This window comes from Mycobacterium sp. 852014-50255_SCH5639931 (assembly GCF_001665605.1).
Taxonomy (GTDB): Bacteria; Actinomycetota; Actinomycetes; order Mycobacteriales; family Mycobacteriaceae; genus Mycobacterium; species Mycobacterium paraffinicum.
This window is the reverse complement of the sequence record NZ_LZSV01000034.1, coordinates 69,575-85,012: the sequence shown is the minus strand read 5'-3', so window position 1 is coordinate 85,012 and position 15,438 is coordinate 69,575. Positions and strand designations below refer to the sequence as shown.

13 protein-coding genes are annotated in these 15,438 nt (G+C 67.1%); 7 read left to right on the top strand and 6 right to left on the bottom strand.

Annotation, left to right across the window (positions count from 1 at the left end):
* The first annotated feature begins 25 nt into the window (after window positions 1–25).
* Entirely contained in the window at window positions 26–832 is an 807-nt protein-coding gene (locus A5758_RS19970) for a DUF1906 domain-containing protein (RefSeq protein WP_067743514.1), read from the top strand.
* Between the two features lie 144 nt (window positions 833–976).
* Here A5758_RS19970 and katG read toward each other — a convergent pair whose 3' ends face one another.
* The 3 genes from katG to A5758_RS19955 all read right to left on the bottom strand — a co-directional run bounded on the left by katG (window position 977) and on the right by A5758_RS19955 (window position 5,074).
* Window positions 977–3,217: a catalase/peroxidase HPI gene (gene katG / locus A5758_RS19965; RefSeq protein WP_067743510.1), complete on the bottom strand. Its 2,241-nt coding sequence runs from the start codon at window positions 3,215–3,217 to the stop codon at window positions 977–979.
* 34 nt (window positions 3,218–3,251) lie between these two features.
* On the bottom strand, window positions 3,252–3,692 hold the full coding sequence (locus A5758_RS19960; RefSeq protein WP_067206463.1) for a Fur family transcriptional regulator: 441 nt from the start codon (window positions 3,690–3,692) through the stop codon (window positions 3,252–3,254).
* Between the two features lie 95 nt (window positions 3,693–3,787).
* Window positions 3,788–5,074, bottom strand: a complete 1,287-nt coding sequence (locus A5758_RS19955; RefSeq protein ID WP_067743508.1) for an Ig-like domain-containing protein — start codon at window positions 5,072–5,074, stop codon at window positions 3,788–3,790.
* Between the two features lie 131 nt (window positions 5,075–5,205).
* Here A5758_RS19955 and A5758_RS19950 point away from each other — a divergent pair, with 131 nt between their 5' ends.
* Together A5758_RS19950 and A5758_RS19945 are read left to right on the top strand one after the other, a co-directional pair.
* Window positions 5,206–6,024, top strand: coding sequence for a hypothetical protein (locus A5758_RS19950; protein ID WP_067743505.1), 819 nt, complete (start codon window positions 5,206–5,208; stop codon window positions 6,022–6,024).
* A 59-nt stretch (window positions 6,025–6,083) separates the two neighbouring features.
* Window positions 6,084–7,589, top strand: a complete 1,506-nt coding sequence (locus A5758_RS19945) for an FAD-dependent oxidoreductase (RefSeq protein ID WP_067743502.1) — start codon at window positions 6,084–6,086, stop codon at window positions 7,587–7,589.
* Between the two features lie 76 nt (window positions 7,590–7,665).
* On the opposite strand, the gene A5758_RS19940 is transcribed toward A5758_RS19945, so the two are convergent.
* Both A5758_RS19940 and A5758_RS19935 read right to left on the bottom strand, forming a co-directional pair.
* On the bottom strand, window positions 7,666–8,709 hold the full coding sequence (locus tag A5758_RS19940; protein WP_067743500.1) for a bifunctional 2-polyprenyl-6-hydroxyphenol methylase/3-demethylubiquinol 3-O-methyltransferase UbiG: 1,044 nt from the start codon (window positions 8,707–8,709) through the stop codon (window positions 7,666–7,668).
* A 56-nt stretch (window positions 8,710–8,765) separates the two neighbouring features.
* Entirely contained in the window at window positions 8,766–9,938 is a 1,173-nt protein-coding gene (locus tag A5758_RS19935; RefSeq protein WP_067743487.1) for a glycosyltransferase, read from the bottom strand.
* A 381-nt stretch (window positions 9,939–10,319) separates the two neighbouring features.
* On the opposite strand from A5758_RS19935, the gene A5758_RS19930 reads away from it, so the two are divergent.
* The 4 genes from A5758_RS19930 (at window position 10,320) to A5758_RS19915 (ending at window position 14,152) form a co-directional block, all read left to right on the top strand.
* Window positions 10,320–11,660, top strand: a complete 1,341-nt coding sequence (locus tag A5758_RS19930) for a PPE domain-containing protein (RefSeq protein WP_067743483.1) — start codon at window positions 10,320–10,322, stop codon at window positions 11,658–11,660.
* 267 nt (window positions 11,661–11,927) lie between these two features.
* Window positions 11,928–12,704 carry a C39 family peptidase gene (locus tag A5758_RS19925; RefSeq protein WP_067743480.1) on the top strand — a complete coding sequence of 259 codons (777 nt, stop codon included), beginning with the start codon at window positions 11,928–11,930 and terminating at the stop codon, window positions 12,702–12,704.
* Between the two features lie 231 nt (window positions 12,705–12,935).
* Window positions 12,936–13,217 (top strand): DUF732 domain-containing protein, encoded by a 282-nt coding sequence (locus tag A5758_RS19920; protein ID WP_231987364.1) that lies wholly within the window; start codon window positions 12,936–12,938, stop codon window positions 13,215–13,217.
* 89 nt (window positions 13,218–13,306) lie between these two features.
* The gene (locus A5758_RS19915) at window positions 13,307–14,152 is read left to right on the top strand and encodes an MOSC domain-containing protein (RefSeq protein ID WP_067743478.1); all 846 of its coding nucleotides are present in this window, start codon (window positions 13,307–13,309) and stop codon (window positions 14,150–14,152) included.
* 4 nt (window positions 14,153–14,156) lie between these two features.
* Here the strand turns inward: A5758_RS19915 and A5758_RS19910 are convergent, their stop codons facing one another.
* Window positions 14,157–15,425 carry a cytochrome P450 gene (locus tag A5758_RS19910; RefSeq protein ID WP_067743476.1) on the bottom strand — a complete coding sequence of 423 codons (1,269 nt, stop codon included), beginning with the start codon at window positions 15,423–15,425 and terminating at the stop codon, window positions 14,157–14,159.
* Window positions 15,426–15,438: the final 13 nt, after the last annotated feature.

Sequence of the window (15,438 nt, the reverse complement as noted above, 5' to 3'; positions counted from 1 at the left end):
GGGCGCTGTTTGTTACCATCGCGCGGTGCAGGATTCGGCTGCAGCAGGCGGACGCGGCGCGCGGCGATGGGTGTCGAGGCGCGACGTCCTGAAATTTGCCGCGGCGCCGGCTTTACTCGGCCTCGGAACGCTGGCCACCCACTCCGCGGATCCAAAGGCATTCGCCGCCGACATGCGGCTGATCGATTTCGCCGAACGCAGGATTGCCCCGGACGAGATCAAATCGGCGGGCTATGGCGGGGTGGTGAATTATGTGTCGGAGTCACGGCCGGGGGCCAATTTCGAGGCAAAGCCCATCACCCACGAGTACGCGGACTCGCTGCGCGCGGCGGGCCTCCAGATCGTCAGTAACTTCCAATACGGCAAACCCGGGTGGCCCGACCCGTCCGACTGCACGCGCGGCTACGACGGCGGCGTGGCCGATGCGCAGACCGCCTCGCGGCTGCACGCCGCGGCCGGTGGTCCGGCCTCGGCCCCGATCTTTTTCAGCATCGACGACGACATTGACGTCAACGTCTGGAATAGCGTTGCCGTGCAATGGTTTCGGGGAATCAACTCGGTCCTGGGCGTGGGCCGCACCGGCATCTACGGCCATGCCGGCGCGTGCGGCTGGGCGATCCGCGACGGCGTCATTGGAAACTCGACCACGCCCGGGCACCGCTGGGCGTGGCAGACGAAGTCGTGGTCGCATGGACAGCGCGAACCCGCGGCTGTGCTCTACCAGTCCGTGGTCAACAGCCCGAGCAACCCCAGCCCGCTGCTTGGCGGGATCAACGTGGACATCGACGAGGTCCTGGCGCCCGACTTCGGCCAGTGGGATTTCGCGCGCTGAGCCCGTTGACGTCACGAGACATAAACGAGTTTGCGGCGTGTCGTCTGCATAGGTTATGTGTCGCGGGAACGATCGCGCTCGTTGACCTAAGGCACGGCGCCCCGCGAGCCCATGGCCCGCGGGGCACCGCCTGGTATCCGGGTGTTACTTCAGATCGAACCGGTCGTTGTTCATGACCTTGACCCAGGCCGCGACGAAATCCTCCACGAACTTTCCGTGGCTGTCGTCCTGGGCGTAGACCTCGGCCAATCCGCGCAGCACCGAGTTCGCCCCGAACACAAGGTCATTCGCGGTCGCGGTCCACTTGATCGCGCCCGAGGCCCGGTCTCGGCCCTCGTAGACGTTTTCCGCGGTCTCCGACGGCTTCCACTCGGTACCCATGTCGAGCAGGTTGACGAAGAAGTCGTTGGTCAACGCGCCGGGCCGGTCGGTGAACACCCCGTGCTTGGTGCCGCCGTGATTGGCGCCGAGCGCACGCAGGCCGCCGACGAGCACCGTCGTCTCCGGGGCGGTCACACCGAGTAGGTATGCCCGCTCCATCAGCAGGTGCTCCAGGGGAGCCTTCTCCCCGGGCCGGATGTAGTTGCGGAAGCCGTCGGCCCGCGGTTCGAGCACCGCGAACGACTCCACATCCGTGTTCTCCTGGGAGGCGTCGGTGCGCCCCGGCGCGAAGTGCACCGAGATCTCGTAGCCGGCGTCCTTCGCCGCCTTCTCGACCGCCGCGGAGCCCGCCAGCACGATCAGGTCGGCCAGCGAAATCTTCTTGCCACCCGATGCCGAGCCGTTGAAGTCCCGCTGGATCTTCTCCAGCACGGGCAACACCTTGTCGAGCTCGGAGGGCTCGTTGCACTCCCAGTTCCGTTGCGGCTCCAGCCGCAGCCGCGCCCCGTTGGCGCCACCGCGCTTGTCGGTGTTGCGGTAGCTCCCGGCCGCCGACCAGGCGGCCTTGACCAGCTGGGGAACCGACAGGCCCGCCCCGAGGACCTTGCTCTTCAGCTCCGCGACGTCCCTTTCGTCGACCAGCTCGTGGTCGACGGCCGGAACCGGGTCCTGCCAGAGCTGCGGCTCGGGAATCCACGGCCCGAGGTAGCGGCTGATCGGTCCCATGTCGCGGTGCAGCAGCTTGTACCAGGCCTTGGCGAACGCCTCGGTCAGCTCCTCGGGGTGGTCCAGCCAGCGCCGCGTGATGTCGCGATAAATCGGGGACTCGCGCATCGAGATGTCGGTGACCAGCATCGTCGGCGCCCGACCCGGGCCGCCGAACGGGTCGGGAATGGTGCCGGCGCCGGCGCCGTCCTTGGCGACGAACTGCCAGGCATCGCCGGGGCTCTTGGTGAGCTCCCACTCGTAGCCGTACAGCGTCTCGAGGAAGGTGTTGTCCCATTGGGTCGGGGTCGGCGTCCAGACCACCTCCAGGCCGCTGGTGATGGCGTCCTTGCCAACGCCGGTGCCGTACGAGCTCTTCCAGCCCAACCCCTGCTGTTCGATCGGAGCGGCCTCAGGCTCGGGTCCGACCAGATCGCCACTGCCGGCGCCGTGGGTCTTGCCGAAACTGTGCCCGCCGACGATGAGCGCGGCAGTCTCCTCGTCGTTCATCGCCATGCGGCCGAACGTCTCGCGGATGTCGATCGCCGCGGCGATGGGATCCGGCTTGCCTTCGGGCCCTTCCGGATTGACGTAGATCAGACCCATCGTCGTCGCCCCGTAGGGCTCGGCGAGGTCGCGCTTGCCGGAGTACCGCTTGTCGGTGCCCAGCCAGGTGTCCTCCTCGCCCCAGAGGGTTTCCTCGGGCTCGAAGACGTCTTCGCGGCCGAACGCGAAGCCGAAGGTCTTGAATCCCATCGATTCCAGGGCGCAGTTACCGGCGAAGATGATCAGGTCCGCCCAGGAGATCTTGTTGCCGTACTTCTTCTTGACCGGCCACAGCAGCCGGCGGGCCTTATCCAGGCTCACGTTGTCCGGCCAGCTGTTGAGCGGGGCGAACCGCTGCATGCCCTGGCCGCCGCCGCCCCTGCCGTCGAAGATGCGGTAGGTGCCGGCCGCGTGCCAGCTCATCCGGATGAACAGGCCGCCGTAGTGGCCGTAGTCGGCGGGCCACCAGTCCTGCGAGGTGGTCATCAACGAGATCACGTCGGCCTTGAGCGCGTTGACGTCGAGCTTGGCGAACTCGGCGGCGTAGTCGAAGTCGTCGCCCAGCGGGTTGGACCGAGGGTTGTGCGGCTGCAGCATCGACGGGTCGACCTGGTCGGGCCACCAGTCCCGGTTCGTCAGGGGCGCATTCGATTTCGGCTTGGGGGAGGCGATTGCGGGGTTTTCGCTTTCGCTGGTGCTAGCCGTCTTGCTGTCTTCATGGGGCGGCCGACCTTCGGAGATATCGGATGGCACGGCATTCCTTTCTTAGGGGTGATTGGGCTGCGGTCTAGGAACCTGCAGTCGAACAGTCGGGGCACACGCCCCAATAGATGACCTCGGCCTCGTCCAAGACGAAGCCATCCAGAACGTCGTTGTCGTCGGACGGTGTGAGGCAGGGCGCCTCGCCGACCGCACAGTCGATGTCGGCGATGACGCCGCAAGACCGGCACACGACGTGGTGGTGATTGTCGCCGACGCGCGACTCATAGCGGGCGACCGACCCGGAAGGCTGGATCCGGCGGACCAAACCCACCGTGCTCAGCGCGTTGAGGACGTCGTACACGGCCTGGCGGGAAACATCGGGCAGGCCTACGCGCACCGCCGAGAAGATCGTCTCGGTGTCCGAATGCGGGTGAGCGTCCACCGCCTCCAGCACGGCGACCCTGGGCCGGGTCACCCGGAGATCGGCCATCCGCAGTCGCTCCGCGTAATCGGCCGTCGAGGACACTGCACCAATATGACGCACTTATCTGGAACGAGTCAAGAGTTTACTGTGAAGTGGGGCACAACTCTCGGTGACGAACGAGCTAAGTCACGCTGGTGTCAGGTTGGCTTCAGCGCGCCGCCTTTGCGCCAGTCGTCCCAGCTGACCGTCCAATCGCCGTTCTGCGCCAGTGTCAACGGCGGGCCGCCGCTGTTGCGGACCTCGACCACATCACCCGGCACGGAGAAGTCGTAGAACCATTTCGCGTTGTCCGCGTTGAGGTTCAGGCATCCGTGCGAGGTGTCCTGGTGCCCCTGGGCCCACACCGTGGCGTCGAGCTCATGCAGATAGATGCCGTCGGTGCTGATCTTGGTGGCGTAGTTGATCGTTTCGCGGTAGCCCAGACGGGAGTTCTTGGGCAGCCCGAACGTCGAGGAGTCCATGACGACCGGGTTGCCTTTGTCGAGCACGGTGTAGACGCCGGACGGCGTCCACAACGAAATCTTCTTGCCGCCGACGTCTTCAGTGCCCCCCATCCCCATCGAGGTGGGCATGGTGCGGACCAAGGCTCCGTTGTTGAAGACGCTGACCTGATGGGTGGCGTCGTCGGCGATCGAGACGTGCGCGTCGCCGATCCGGAACGACACCTTGGTGTCATCCTGCCCGAACAGTCCGCCGCCCAAGCCAATTCCGTAGATCTTGGCCTCGGCGGTGACGGTCGTGCCCGGCGCGTAGTAGTGCTCCGGCCGCCAGTGGGCGGTTTGGTCGTCGACCCAGAACCACGACCCCTCCACCTTGGGATCGGTGGTCACCGCCAGATGCCGCTCGGCTTCGGCGCGGTCGGCGATCTGCTCGTCGAAGTGGGCCACGACCACCATTCCGACGCCGTAGGTCCCGCCGTCTTTCAGGGCGGCCTCCGACGTGGTGGTGAACGAGACCTTGGTCTGATTGGACGGCTTCAGCGTCGAAAAGGACGAAACTTGCGTCGACGCAACGCCATTGGGGCCCCGGCTGGTGACCGTCAGGGTGTAGGTGCGGCCATAGCCCAGGGGGACGGTGGGCTTCCATACGGTGTTATCCGGTGTCGTGACGCCCTGCACCGACTTGCCGCTCTCGTTGACCATGCGGACATCGGTCAGCGTTCCCGCGTCGGCCTTGACCATCACGTGCGCGACCGGGTCGACGTCGTGCGCATCGGGCCCCGGCGTGATCGTGATTTGCGCCGGCCCGGAGGTTTTCGACGAGGAGCTGCGGTGACCGCAGCCACCACCGAAGCAGTCCAGCGATGCCGCAACGACGACTGCGCCCACCACCGCGACGACCACCAGCGCGGCAATCAGCAATCGGCGGGCCTTGCGATCCGCGAGGATCCGGTGGACGGACCGGTCACTGGTCTTGGACATCATTGAGCTGTCGGATCCTTGCGTTCCGTTGGTTGCCGGGTCGAATCGCTGCCCAGCAGGACGATGTTGTCCATCAGGTGCCACGGACGTGCGGTTTTTAAACCGACCGGCGCAACGGCGGGGATTATGGCGTCATGGCCGACGACGAACTCGACAGTCTGTATGCGGCGCCGCCGAAGGATTTCACGGCGCAGCGCACCAAGTTAGCCGCAGCGGCCAAGCGCCGGGGGGACGACGCCGGCGCCAAACGGATTTCCGCGGCCAACAAACCGACGTCCGCGGCATGGATCGTCAACCGGCTCGCGGTGCGCGACGCCGACACCAAACGGCGCCTGACCGACTTGGGTGACCGACTACGCGCCGCGCACGCCGCGATGGACGGCGCTCGTATCCGGGACTTGTCCGCCGAGCAGCACCAGCTCGTCGGCGAGCTCACTCGAGCCGCACTGCAGGCCGCCGACGTCAGCAACCCATCGTCGGCGGTGCGCGACGACATCACCAGCACGCTGCAAGCGGCCATCGCCGACCCCGAGGTGAGGGAGCGCCTCGGCCGGTTGGCCAGACCGGAGCAGTGGTCGGGTTTCGCCGACTTCGGCGCCGCGGCGCCCGTAACGGCTGCGCGGACAGGGAAGGCGAAGGAGCGGTCCGTGCCGTCGCGGCCACAACCGGCGAAGCAGCCCCCGCGCGCCGCGGCGGTGCAGCGCCGGCTCGAGAAGCTGACCGCGGCCGTGACAGCCGCCGAGCGCGAGCAGGCCGACGCCGAGGCCAGGCTCTCGGAGCGCCGGGCGGAGCGCACTGCGGCCCGGCAGCGCCGTGAGGAGGCGCTCGCGGCTGTGCGAACCGCCGAGCGCGAACTCGAACGCGCCGAAGCGCACTACGAGCGGGCCAAGCAAGCCAGCCGCGCCGCGGGAGAATCAGTCAAGGAGGCGAAAGCGCAGCTGAAGCGGGGCTGACAGCGTCCGTCAGCCCGCGGCGGTGTTTCCCTGAGTCCAGCCGGGGTATTAGGCCACGCGTGACGTCTTTATGGTTGGCCGATCGGGCCGAACAGCCTTGGGCCGCAAGCAAGCTTGACGAGGGTTCCCGCTCGGCGGATGTCATCGTGGTGGGCGCCGGCATCACCGGGCTGATGACCGCGGTTCTGCTGGCCCGCGCCGGCAAGGACGTGCTGGTGCTCGAAGCGCGCACGGTGGGAGCCTGCGCCACCGGGAACACCACCGCGAAGATCAGCCTGCTGCAGAGCACCCACTTGTCGAAGATCCTGCCCAGGCATGGCAGGGAATTGGCCCGCGCCTACGTCGACGGGAATCGCGAAGGCCAGGACTGGGTGGTCGAATACTGCGAGTCGCACGGCATACCGGTGCAGCGCGAGGACGCCTACACCTATGCCCAATCCGCCAAAGGGGTGCCGTCCGCGCGCCTGGAGCTGAAGGCCTGCCAGGCGGTGGGGTTGCCCGCCGTCTGGGACGACGACGCCGGCGTGCCGTTCCCGTATCACGGCGGGGTGCGGCTGCCCGACCAGGCGCAGTTCGATCCCATGCCGTTCCTGGACGCGCTGGCCACCGAGCTGCTCGACCGCGGCGGGCGGCTGGTCGAGCACACGCGAGTCCGGCGGGTGTCGAGCCGCGGCGAACGCGTGCGCGTGCACGTCAACGACGCCACCCAGCGCGACGTGGAGCTCCAAGCCGGGCAACTGGTCCTCGCCACCGGCATCCCGATCCTGGATCGCGGCGGATATTTCGCGCGCGTCAAGCCGAGCCGGTCCTACTGCATGGCGTTCAAGGTCCCCGGCAACATCACGCGGCCGATGATGATCTCGACCGACTCGCCGACCCGCTCAGTGCGCTACGCGCCGGTGGCGGATGGCGAACGGCTGATCGTGGGCGGGGCGGGCCACACCGTGGGGCGCAAGAAGAGCCCGTCGAAGGCGCTCGAGGAACTGGCGTCGTGGGCCCGCAAGCACTATCCGGGTGCCGAGCAGACGCATTTCTGGTCGGCGCAGGACTACGCGCCCATCGACAAGCTGCCCTACGTCGGGCCCATCCTGCCTCGGACCGAAACCATCTTCGTGGCAACGGGATTCAACAAGTGGGGCATGACGAACGGCGCCGCCGCGGCGTTGGCGCTGTCCAGCCGCATCCTGGGTGGGCGGATGGACTGGGCACGCGCGTTCGCCAGCTGGAGCCCGCACGAGTTGTCCGGCATCCCGACCGCAATGCAGGCCAACCTGGAGGTGGGCTTCGACCTGGCCAAGGGCTGGGTCACCCCCCTGCTGCGCACCGGTCGCCGCAGCCCCGGGGCAGACGAGGGCGGTTTGGTCAGCGGGCCGCCGTGGCACCTGGAGGCGCGTTGCCGTGTTAACGGCACCGAGCATCGGGTTTCGCCGGTGTGCCCGCACCTGGGGGGAATCGTGAACTGGAACGACGCCGACCAGGCGTGGGAATGCCCGCTGCACGGGTCGCGCTTCGCACCGGACGGCACCTTGCTGGAGGGGCCGGCCACCCGTGATTTGACCGCGTGAATCCCGCACCGAACGTGCACTCAGCGCGAAAATTCCGCCAAATTCTCGCAGTACATACACGTTCGACGCGCTGGACTCAGTCCACCTTTCGGTAAACGAGCCAGTGCAACTCGATCGGCGAGTGGTCGCGGTCGACGTCGAACACGTCGAGGCCAGTGGCCCATCCCTCGAACCAGGCCGTGGGCGGCCAGGCACCCTCGGGCAAGTGGGCCTTCTCGTATTCGTAGGCGGGGTCGTCGGCAACCAGCTCGAGGGGTAGCCCGGCCGCCGCGGTCGTCATCTGGTCGCGCGTGTAGATCATGGTGTTGCACTGCTGACCGAATTGCACCGCCGCGTCGTCGGGGACGTAGCCCTCGCGGGGCAAGAAGGCGTTGAACACCAAACGCCCGCCGGGAGCGAGGCATTCGACGGCGAGCTCGAAGACGCCCCGCAACTCGTGCGTCGTTCGGAAGTCGGGCACCACCTCGGAGAGGACCATCAGCTGGTATTTCTCCTGGACGGTTTCCATCGCGGTGAAGACATCGCTCTGAATCACGTGCACGCTCAGCGATTCGCTCTCTGCCTCCGAGCGCATGACGCCGGCGAGCTTCGCCGCCATCTCGACCGCGTCCACCGGGTGGCCGCGGCGGGCCAGGGGCAGGGCGTTGCGCCCGGTCCCCGCTCCGACATCGAGCACGCGGCAAGCCGTCGGGTCGGCCGCTTCGGCGGCCAGAGCCAACACCCGCGCGTCGGGCTCGGTGCCGAACAGGGGCGGCGGACGGACCGCCACCCACTCGTCGTAATCGGCATCGAGTGTCCGCCATTCGGCTTTGGCACGGATGTTCACGCTTATCCCGAACGGCGCGTAAAACGAGATGACGATGTCCGAACGGGGAGAGGCCTTGAAACCCTTCGAGAGCTCGGCCTCCAGCGTGGTCCTGAGCTCAGACGACTGTTCGGGCGTGTGCCAGACGCCCAGCGTGGCACAGAGGTTGCCGCATAACTGGACGTACTCGTCGAGCAGGCTCGGTACGGCCGGCACCCTGATGTGCCCTTCGGCCGACGAACGGCGATACCACCGCCTGACCATCGCTTCGTAAAGCACGGACGGGTCGAAAGAGCCAGGGGGTGGTTCTTGCACCAGAACCTTCTACACGACCCGGCCGCTTTGCACCACTGATCGGACCTACGCGTCGATCAGTCCGAGCGGGCAGCGTCTTCCACGAGGTCGGCGGCCCTGGCGACGCTTTCGGCGGGTTTGGTCATCTGGGCGGCGACCTCGCGGGCGCGAGTGACGTGGTCCCCGGCGAGTAGGGAGCTCAGATCCGCGACTAGTGAATCGTAGGTCGATTCCGAAAAGGGTCTGCCGATGCCCACTCCCAGCTGGGTTACTGCGGATGCCCAGATTGGCTGATCGAGCCACAGCCAGAGCACCAACATGGGAACGCCGGCCCGCATGGCCGCGGCGGTAGTACCGGCGCCCCCATGGTGCACAATCACGCGGCATGCCGGAAAGATCGCCGCGTGGTTGACCGCATCTACGATCTCGGTATGGCCGGCCCGCGCGACGTGGGTGAAATCGTTTGGGCCGCTGCAAATCAACGCCCGTTCGCCTAACTGCTCGCAGGCCCCGTTGATCACTGCGACCGTCTCGGGAGGCGATGTGATCGGCGTGCTGCCGAAGCCGAAGTAGATGGGCGGCGGTCCTTCGGCGATCCATGACAACACCTCGTTGTCGATATCGGTCGGCGTTTCCAGGGTCAGCGGCCCCACGAAAGGCCGTCGATGCCCTGATTCCGCCGATTCGTCCGCCAGCTCGGGCACACCGAGCGCGTCATAGGCCTGAATCTCCAACACTTGTCGGGTGGACGATCCGGCGGCTTCGGGTAAGCCAAGCGCCTCCCGTTGCGCGCCGTCGGCGACGTTCGTTATGTGCGCCTGGACTCCGCCGAGTTCCAGCGCCCGCGCGGGGAAAAAGTGCACCGCGGCGAACGGCATGCCGTAAAACTCCGCGACGTTGGCGGCAAGACGTTGCTCGTTCATGCCGGCGACCAGCAGGTCGGCACCCTCTGCCAGTGTCTTCAGCGCCGCGGTTTTCTCCGCCCACACCTCGGTGACCCGCTCGGCGACATGCGGTAGCGCGCTGATCGGATCCTGCACGCGGCGAACGAAATTCATGGCCGCATCTATCTGCTCTCGCGTGTCATACCCGTAGGCGACGGCCTCAATACCTACGGATTCGACAAAGGGGAGCCTGTCGGGCGGTACCGCCATGCGCACGTCGTGACCCCGGCGCGACAGCTCGCGGCCGAGGGCGGCGCAGGGTTCGACGTCGCCCCGACTCCCGTACGCTGCCAGCACAAATTTCATTCACTCCGACCTAACTCGCGGTGACGGTATCGATCCAAGCAGACCGGCCAGGTCGGGCCGCCGGACGCGGACCCCGCCGGCGCCGGGCGACTCAGGCGTGGCGCGTCCGGTGCGGTTGACGGGTTTCGCCGCCTCACGGAGGTAACTTATCGGTGCTCTGGGACACCCCAACGTCGTAGAAGTCCTGGTCACCGCCCATGCTCGAGCGTCTGCCGCGAAGGCTCCGCGGTTAGGGGGCAGGGCTCGGTCAACCGTCATCGCGGTACCTGTACTACTTAAAAGGATCGAGATTTGTTTGCTGTCCGTTGGGCAATCCCACTACGGCCAGCAACGATCCGTTAACACTGTTGCCACCGTTGAACCGTCCGGAGGAGACGACTCATGGATTTCGCAGCACTACCTCCGGAAGTCAACTCTGGGCGGATGTATACCGGGCCGGGGGCGGCGCCGATGCTGGCCGCCGCGATGGCCTGGGACGCGCTGGCCGTCGCGTTGCATTCGGCGGCGGACTCGTATCAGGCGGAGGTCACGGCGTTGACGGGCGGGCCCTGGCTGGGGCCATCGGCGGCGGCGATGTCGGCCGCGGCCGCCCAGTACGTGGCCTGGACACGGACCGCCGCCGCGCAGGCCGAACAGACCGCCGGCCAGGCCAAAGCCGCGGCCGCCGCCTACGAGGCGGCGTTCGCGGAATCGGTACCGCCGCCCGTCATCGCGGCCAACCGCAGCCTGCTGATGTCCCTGATCGCGACGAACATCTTGGGGCAGAACACGCCCGCGATCGCGACCACCGAGGCGCAGTACTCCGAGATGTGGGCCCAAGATGCCGGGGCCATGTACGGCTACGCGGCGTCGGCGTCGGCGGCCGCGAGGCTGACACCGTTCGCCGCGCCGCAAGAGAGCACGGATTCGGGCGGCTCGGTGCGGCAAGCGGCCGCCCTCAACCAGGCCGCCGGCACCTCGGCCGGAAAGGTGCAGAGCGCCCTCTCGCCGACCCAGCAGGCCTTCAGCGCGACGCCCGACGCGCTGCTCAACCTTGCAAGCCCCCTGGACTTTGGCTTCGGTGGGCGCGACCTGCTGGGCCTGGCCGCCGACCTGAGTGCGGTGTTCGTCGACCCAGAACTCGGGGCGGCGGGGCTCGCCGCCGGCGTAACGGCGCTTCCCTACGACGTTTCCGGCGCTCTGACCGGTTTCCACACCGATGACATCGTCAGCGGCTGGGCAGGGGTCCAGTCCTGGCCCGGGTTTGCGCCCGTGCCCCCCACGCCCTTCCCCGTGATCACCAACCTCGCGGGCGGGTCGGCCGCAACGGCGAGCCTGGGCCAGGCGAACATGGTCGGCGGTTTGTCGGTGCCCCCGGGCTGGGCGGCGGCCGCCCCCGCGGTACGGCCCGCCGCCCTGGCCTTGCCCGCCACCACCGTCGGCGCCGCCGCGCAGGCCTCGTCCAGCAGCTCCGGAAGCCTGTTCGGGGAAATGGCCGCGGCGAGCATGGCCGGGCGCGCCATGGCCGGTACGACAGGCGCGGGTGTCGCGGGCCGCGCCGAACGACTCAGGGCCGCAACGCAAAAGGCGACGCAGGATGGCACGGCGGCGCCGCAGGTTCCGGCGGGTGGCCCGATCACCAGCATCGCCGCCGAGTTGCGCGAGCTGGCATCCCTGCGCGACGCGGGAATCATCACGGAGGACGAATTCAACGAGCAAAAGCAACGCCTGCTCCCACACTGATAGCCAGAAAGGGCGATAGGTGATCGCGTTGCGTTCACTGCCGCCTGCAGAAAAACGTCCAATATCGACAGATGTCACGGGCAATTGTTTCGCATGCTTTTTGTATGTCGAGGCGTCATTTCGCGGTTAATATCGGCCGAAACCTTTGAATTATTGAGCACGTAAGCGCCGCGTCACCGGCGCGGCATTATTCGCCTATAAGGGCGCGCCGAAGTGTTACCGTTTGCACGCTCCCAAGCTTTTTCTCGTCGAACTTCGCGAGCGCTCATGTTCACTTTCACGACGGCGTCCACGGCCCGCGCCGCGGTGGTCGCCGCGTGCGTCGGCGTGGCCGGTGTGTTCCTGGTTTCGTCGTGCCGCCCTGCGCCGCCCTCGACGCCGCGAGCGAACGCGTCGTCGACCATCGTCAGCAGCGCCCCCAGCAATCCCACGCCGACGCAGCCGGCCGGCGCGCAGCCGTCGATCGAAGACGGCACCTACGGTGATCCCGCCGCGGCCGCAAAGTTTTGGCAGCCACAGTCGCTGGAGGACAACTGCGGGCTGATGTCGGTGGCCGACGTGGTCGGCGAGATCACCGGCCAGGCACCGACGGAACAGCAGATGATCAAGCTGGCGGAGTCGACGCCCTCACAGACCAATCCGGGCCCCATCTACGCACCGCGCGACGACCCGAGCCATACCAACGGCGACGGCGGCATCGAAATGGCCGATGCGGTAGTGCTACTCGACCACTACGGCATCAAGTCGGAGATGACCTACGTGGCGCATCCGGATCAGACCGGTCTACCCGCACTGAAGCGGTACCTCGCCGGTAATCGCAAGGTGATCGCCTGGGTCAACTCCGCCGTCATCTGGAACACCAGCGACCAGCGGACCAAGGCCGATCACTTCCTGGTCGTCACCGGTATCGACACCAATAGGGAGATCATCCATCTCAACGACCCGGGCGCCGATCACCCCGACGAACAGGTCACCATTCCAACCTTCGTGACCGGCTGGCAAACCGGACAGGAATCGATTGTCGTCACCGCGGCTCCTGGCTGAGCGCCGGCTTTCGGGCAGGCGTGCCAGCCGTGCTTGTGCGCTCGATACTCACGCTCAGGTCCCGCAAATGTGGTCCCCGCCGCCGGTTACGCACTGGCCGCAGCAATTTTCTTAGTTTTAATATTCGCGGCATCGCTCACTCATATACTGACCCCACCTCGACACCGACAAAGAAAAGAAGGGCACGAAATGCTTGCACCGCGTTGGCTGGCCAAACTGACAATTCCCGTCATGGTTGGCGCTGCCCTCACCGCAACCACCGCCATTGCTTCGGCCGACAGCACGGACGACGCATACCTCGCCAAACTGCACAACCTCGGATTCACCTGGTCGTCGGGAAGTGACTCCGACATGATCGCGATGGGGCACGCAGTCTGCGCCGACCGGATGGCCGGCAAAACACCGGATGCGATCGCGGCCGATTTGCATTCCAGCATGAGTTCGAAGGGCTTCTCGTTCTCGGACATGACCGGCTGGGTCAGCGCGGCAGAGTCGACCTACTGCCCGGGCTGATCGCTTCCTGACCCACCACCGGTTTTAGCGCCCCTCCCGCATACGCTGAGCGGGATAGCTGGTGCGCTCTCGCCGAGTGGGGATGGGCAATGGAGGATTCGACGGCCTTTTCAGGTTTCGCCGCGGTGGACATGCAGGTGCACAGCCTGCTCCGCTACCCCGTGAAGTCGATGCTCGGAGAATCCGTGCCCAGCATGTTCGTCGACGAGCACGGCGCCGAAGGCGACCGGCGGCTGGCGTTGCTCGACGCCGCCACCGGGCATGTCGCCAGTGCCAAGAACGCCCGGTTGTGGCGCGGCCTGCTGAAGTGCACCGCGAATGCAGACGCCGGTCGGGTGAAGATCGCGCTGCCCGACGGCACCAGTGTGACGGTCGACGACCCGGGCATCGACGACCTGCTTTCGCGGCTGATGGGTCGACCGGTTCGCCTGATCGCCCAGCGCCCCGAGGGCGCCACGCTGGTGCGTCCGGACCCGGAGAAGTTGCTCGAGCTGGGCTTGGACGCCGAGGTCAGCGGCCGCATTCTCGAGATCGCAAAGGCGACCCCGGGCGACGCGTTCACCGACGAGGCCCCGCTGCACGCGATCACCACCGCCACGCTCGAGCACATCGGCGTCGAGGCACTGCGGTACCGGCCCAACCTGGTGATCACGACGCCGCCGGGCTACCCGCCCTACGCCGAAAACGATTGGGTTGGCTCGGAAATCGCCGTCGGTGACGCGCGGCTGCGGGTCCTGACCGCCACATCACGGTGCGTCGTGCCGACGCTCGAACACGGCCCACTGCCGCGCGCGCCGCAGGCGCTCCGCACACCGGCAGCCGAAAACCGCTGGGACACAGGCGGTCACGGTGCTCAGCCGTGCGCGGGTGCTTATCTCGCGGTTCTGGCGAAAGGCGTCATCCGCGTGGGTGACCGCGTCACGATCGGCCGGTGAGGGTTCAATCGGCGATCGCCGCGAAGTCAACCCAGAGATGACGCGGCCCGCGGAACACTTGATTGTGGCGATACGGCGGCGGGTCGACCACCAATTCCGGAGAATCGACGCGCCGTAGAAACGTCTCGAGCGCCAGGTTGACCTCCAGGCGCGCCAGCGGCCCGCCCATGCAGGTGTGGATGCCACTGCCCCAACCGAAGTGCTCGTTGTCTTCGCGGAGCGGGTCGAAGCGATCCGGACTGTCGAACCGGCGCGGATCCCGATTGGCCGCCGCGTAGATGAGGTGCACCGCCGACCCTGCGGGGATCACCGTCCCGCCGACCTCGATGTCAGCGGTGGCGCTGCGGCTCGGGAAGAATTGCACCGCCGACTGCAGCCGCTGCACTTCTTCGATCGTGCGCGGGATCAGCTCCGGGCGGTCGCGCACCAGATCCCACGAGCCGGGATTGCGCAGCAGGGTCATCACGCAGTTGGTGATGGTGTTGACCGTGGAGTCGTGGCCCGCGACCAGCAGGAGCATGGCGTTGGACGTCGCCTCCCTGACCGACATGGGACCGTCGGGTCCGTTGTCGTGCAGCAGCTTGGACAGCAGGCCGTCACCGGGGGCCTTCGCGTACCTCTTCACCAAGGCGCCCAGATAGTCCAGCAACGCCGCGGTGCCGACGCGGCCCTTCTCAGCCAGGGCGCGCCCCTCGTCGGTGTCGCCCTCGGGACCCAGGTCGGCGCCCATCATGAAGTCGAAGATCCACGCATGGAACATCGGCTCGTCTTCGACCGGCACGCCGAGGATCTTGCAGATGACGGCCACGGGGATGGGGTAGGCGAAGTCCTCGACAACGTCCAGCCGGGTGCCGCCGCGGGCTTTCACCTTGTCGAGCAGGTCGCCGGCCAGCCGCACGACGAACGGTTCCATGCTCGGGATCAGGCCGGGGGAGTGCGGCGGGCCGAAGTGGCGCATCACCTGACGGCGTGCCCGGTCGTGGTCGGGCGGGTCGGAGACGATGATGCTGGCCTCGCGCCCGTAGGCCTGCATGTGCTCGCCACCGGGTTCGGGTTCGCTTTTGTCGCCGCCGACGCCGGCCGGGCTGCGGCTGATGTCGGAGCTGATCCGCGGGTCGTGGGCCAAGGCGAGCAGCTCCTGATAGCCCGTGACGACGTAGGTCTTGTCGGCGACCTTGGCCACCGGTGTCCTGCGCAGCTCCTCGAAATACGGGTAGGGGTTCGGGCGGTTCCCGAACTTCATCGCTTCGGCCCAGGCGATTGCGGCGTCCATCGTCGTCTCCTAC

What these genes read in the sequence shown, in the direction of transcription:
- A5758_RS19955 (WP_067743508.1), bottom strand. Translation starts at nt 5,074, where the DNA reads ATGATGTCCAAGACCAGTGACCGGTCCGTCCACCGGATCCTCGCGGAT.
- A5758_RS19950 (WP_067743505.1), top strand. Translation starts at nt 5,206, where the DNA reads ATGGCCGACGACGAACTCGACAGTCTGTATGCGGCGCCGCCGAAGGAT.
- A5758_RS19935 (WP_067743487.1), bottom strand. Translation starts at nt 9,938, where the DNA reads ATGAAATTTGTGCTGGCAGCGTACGGGAGTCGGGGCGACGTCGAACCC.
- A5758_RS19930 (WP_067743483.1), top strand. Translation starts at nt 10,320, where the DNA reads ATGGATTTCGCAGCACTACCTCCGGAAGTCAACTCTGGGCGGATGTAT.
- A5758_RS19925 (WP_067743480.1), top strand. Translation starts at nt 11,928, where the DNA reads ATGTTCACTTTCACGACGGCGTCCACGGCCCGCGCCGCGGTGGTCGCC.
- A5758_RS19920 (WP_231987364.1), top strand. Translation starts at nt 12,936, where the DNA reads ATGGTTGGCGCTGCCCTCACCGCAACCACCGCCATTGCTTCGGCCGAC.
- A5758_RS19915 (WP_067743478.1), top strand. Translation starts at nt 13,307, where the DNA reads ATGGAGGATTCGACGGCCTTTTCAGGTTTCGCCGCGGTGGACATGCAG.
- A5758_RS19910 (WP_067743476.1), bottom strand. Translation starts at nt 15,425, where the DNA reads ATGGACGCCGCAATCGCCTGGGCCGAAGCGATGAAGTTCGGGAACCGC.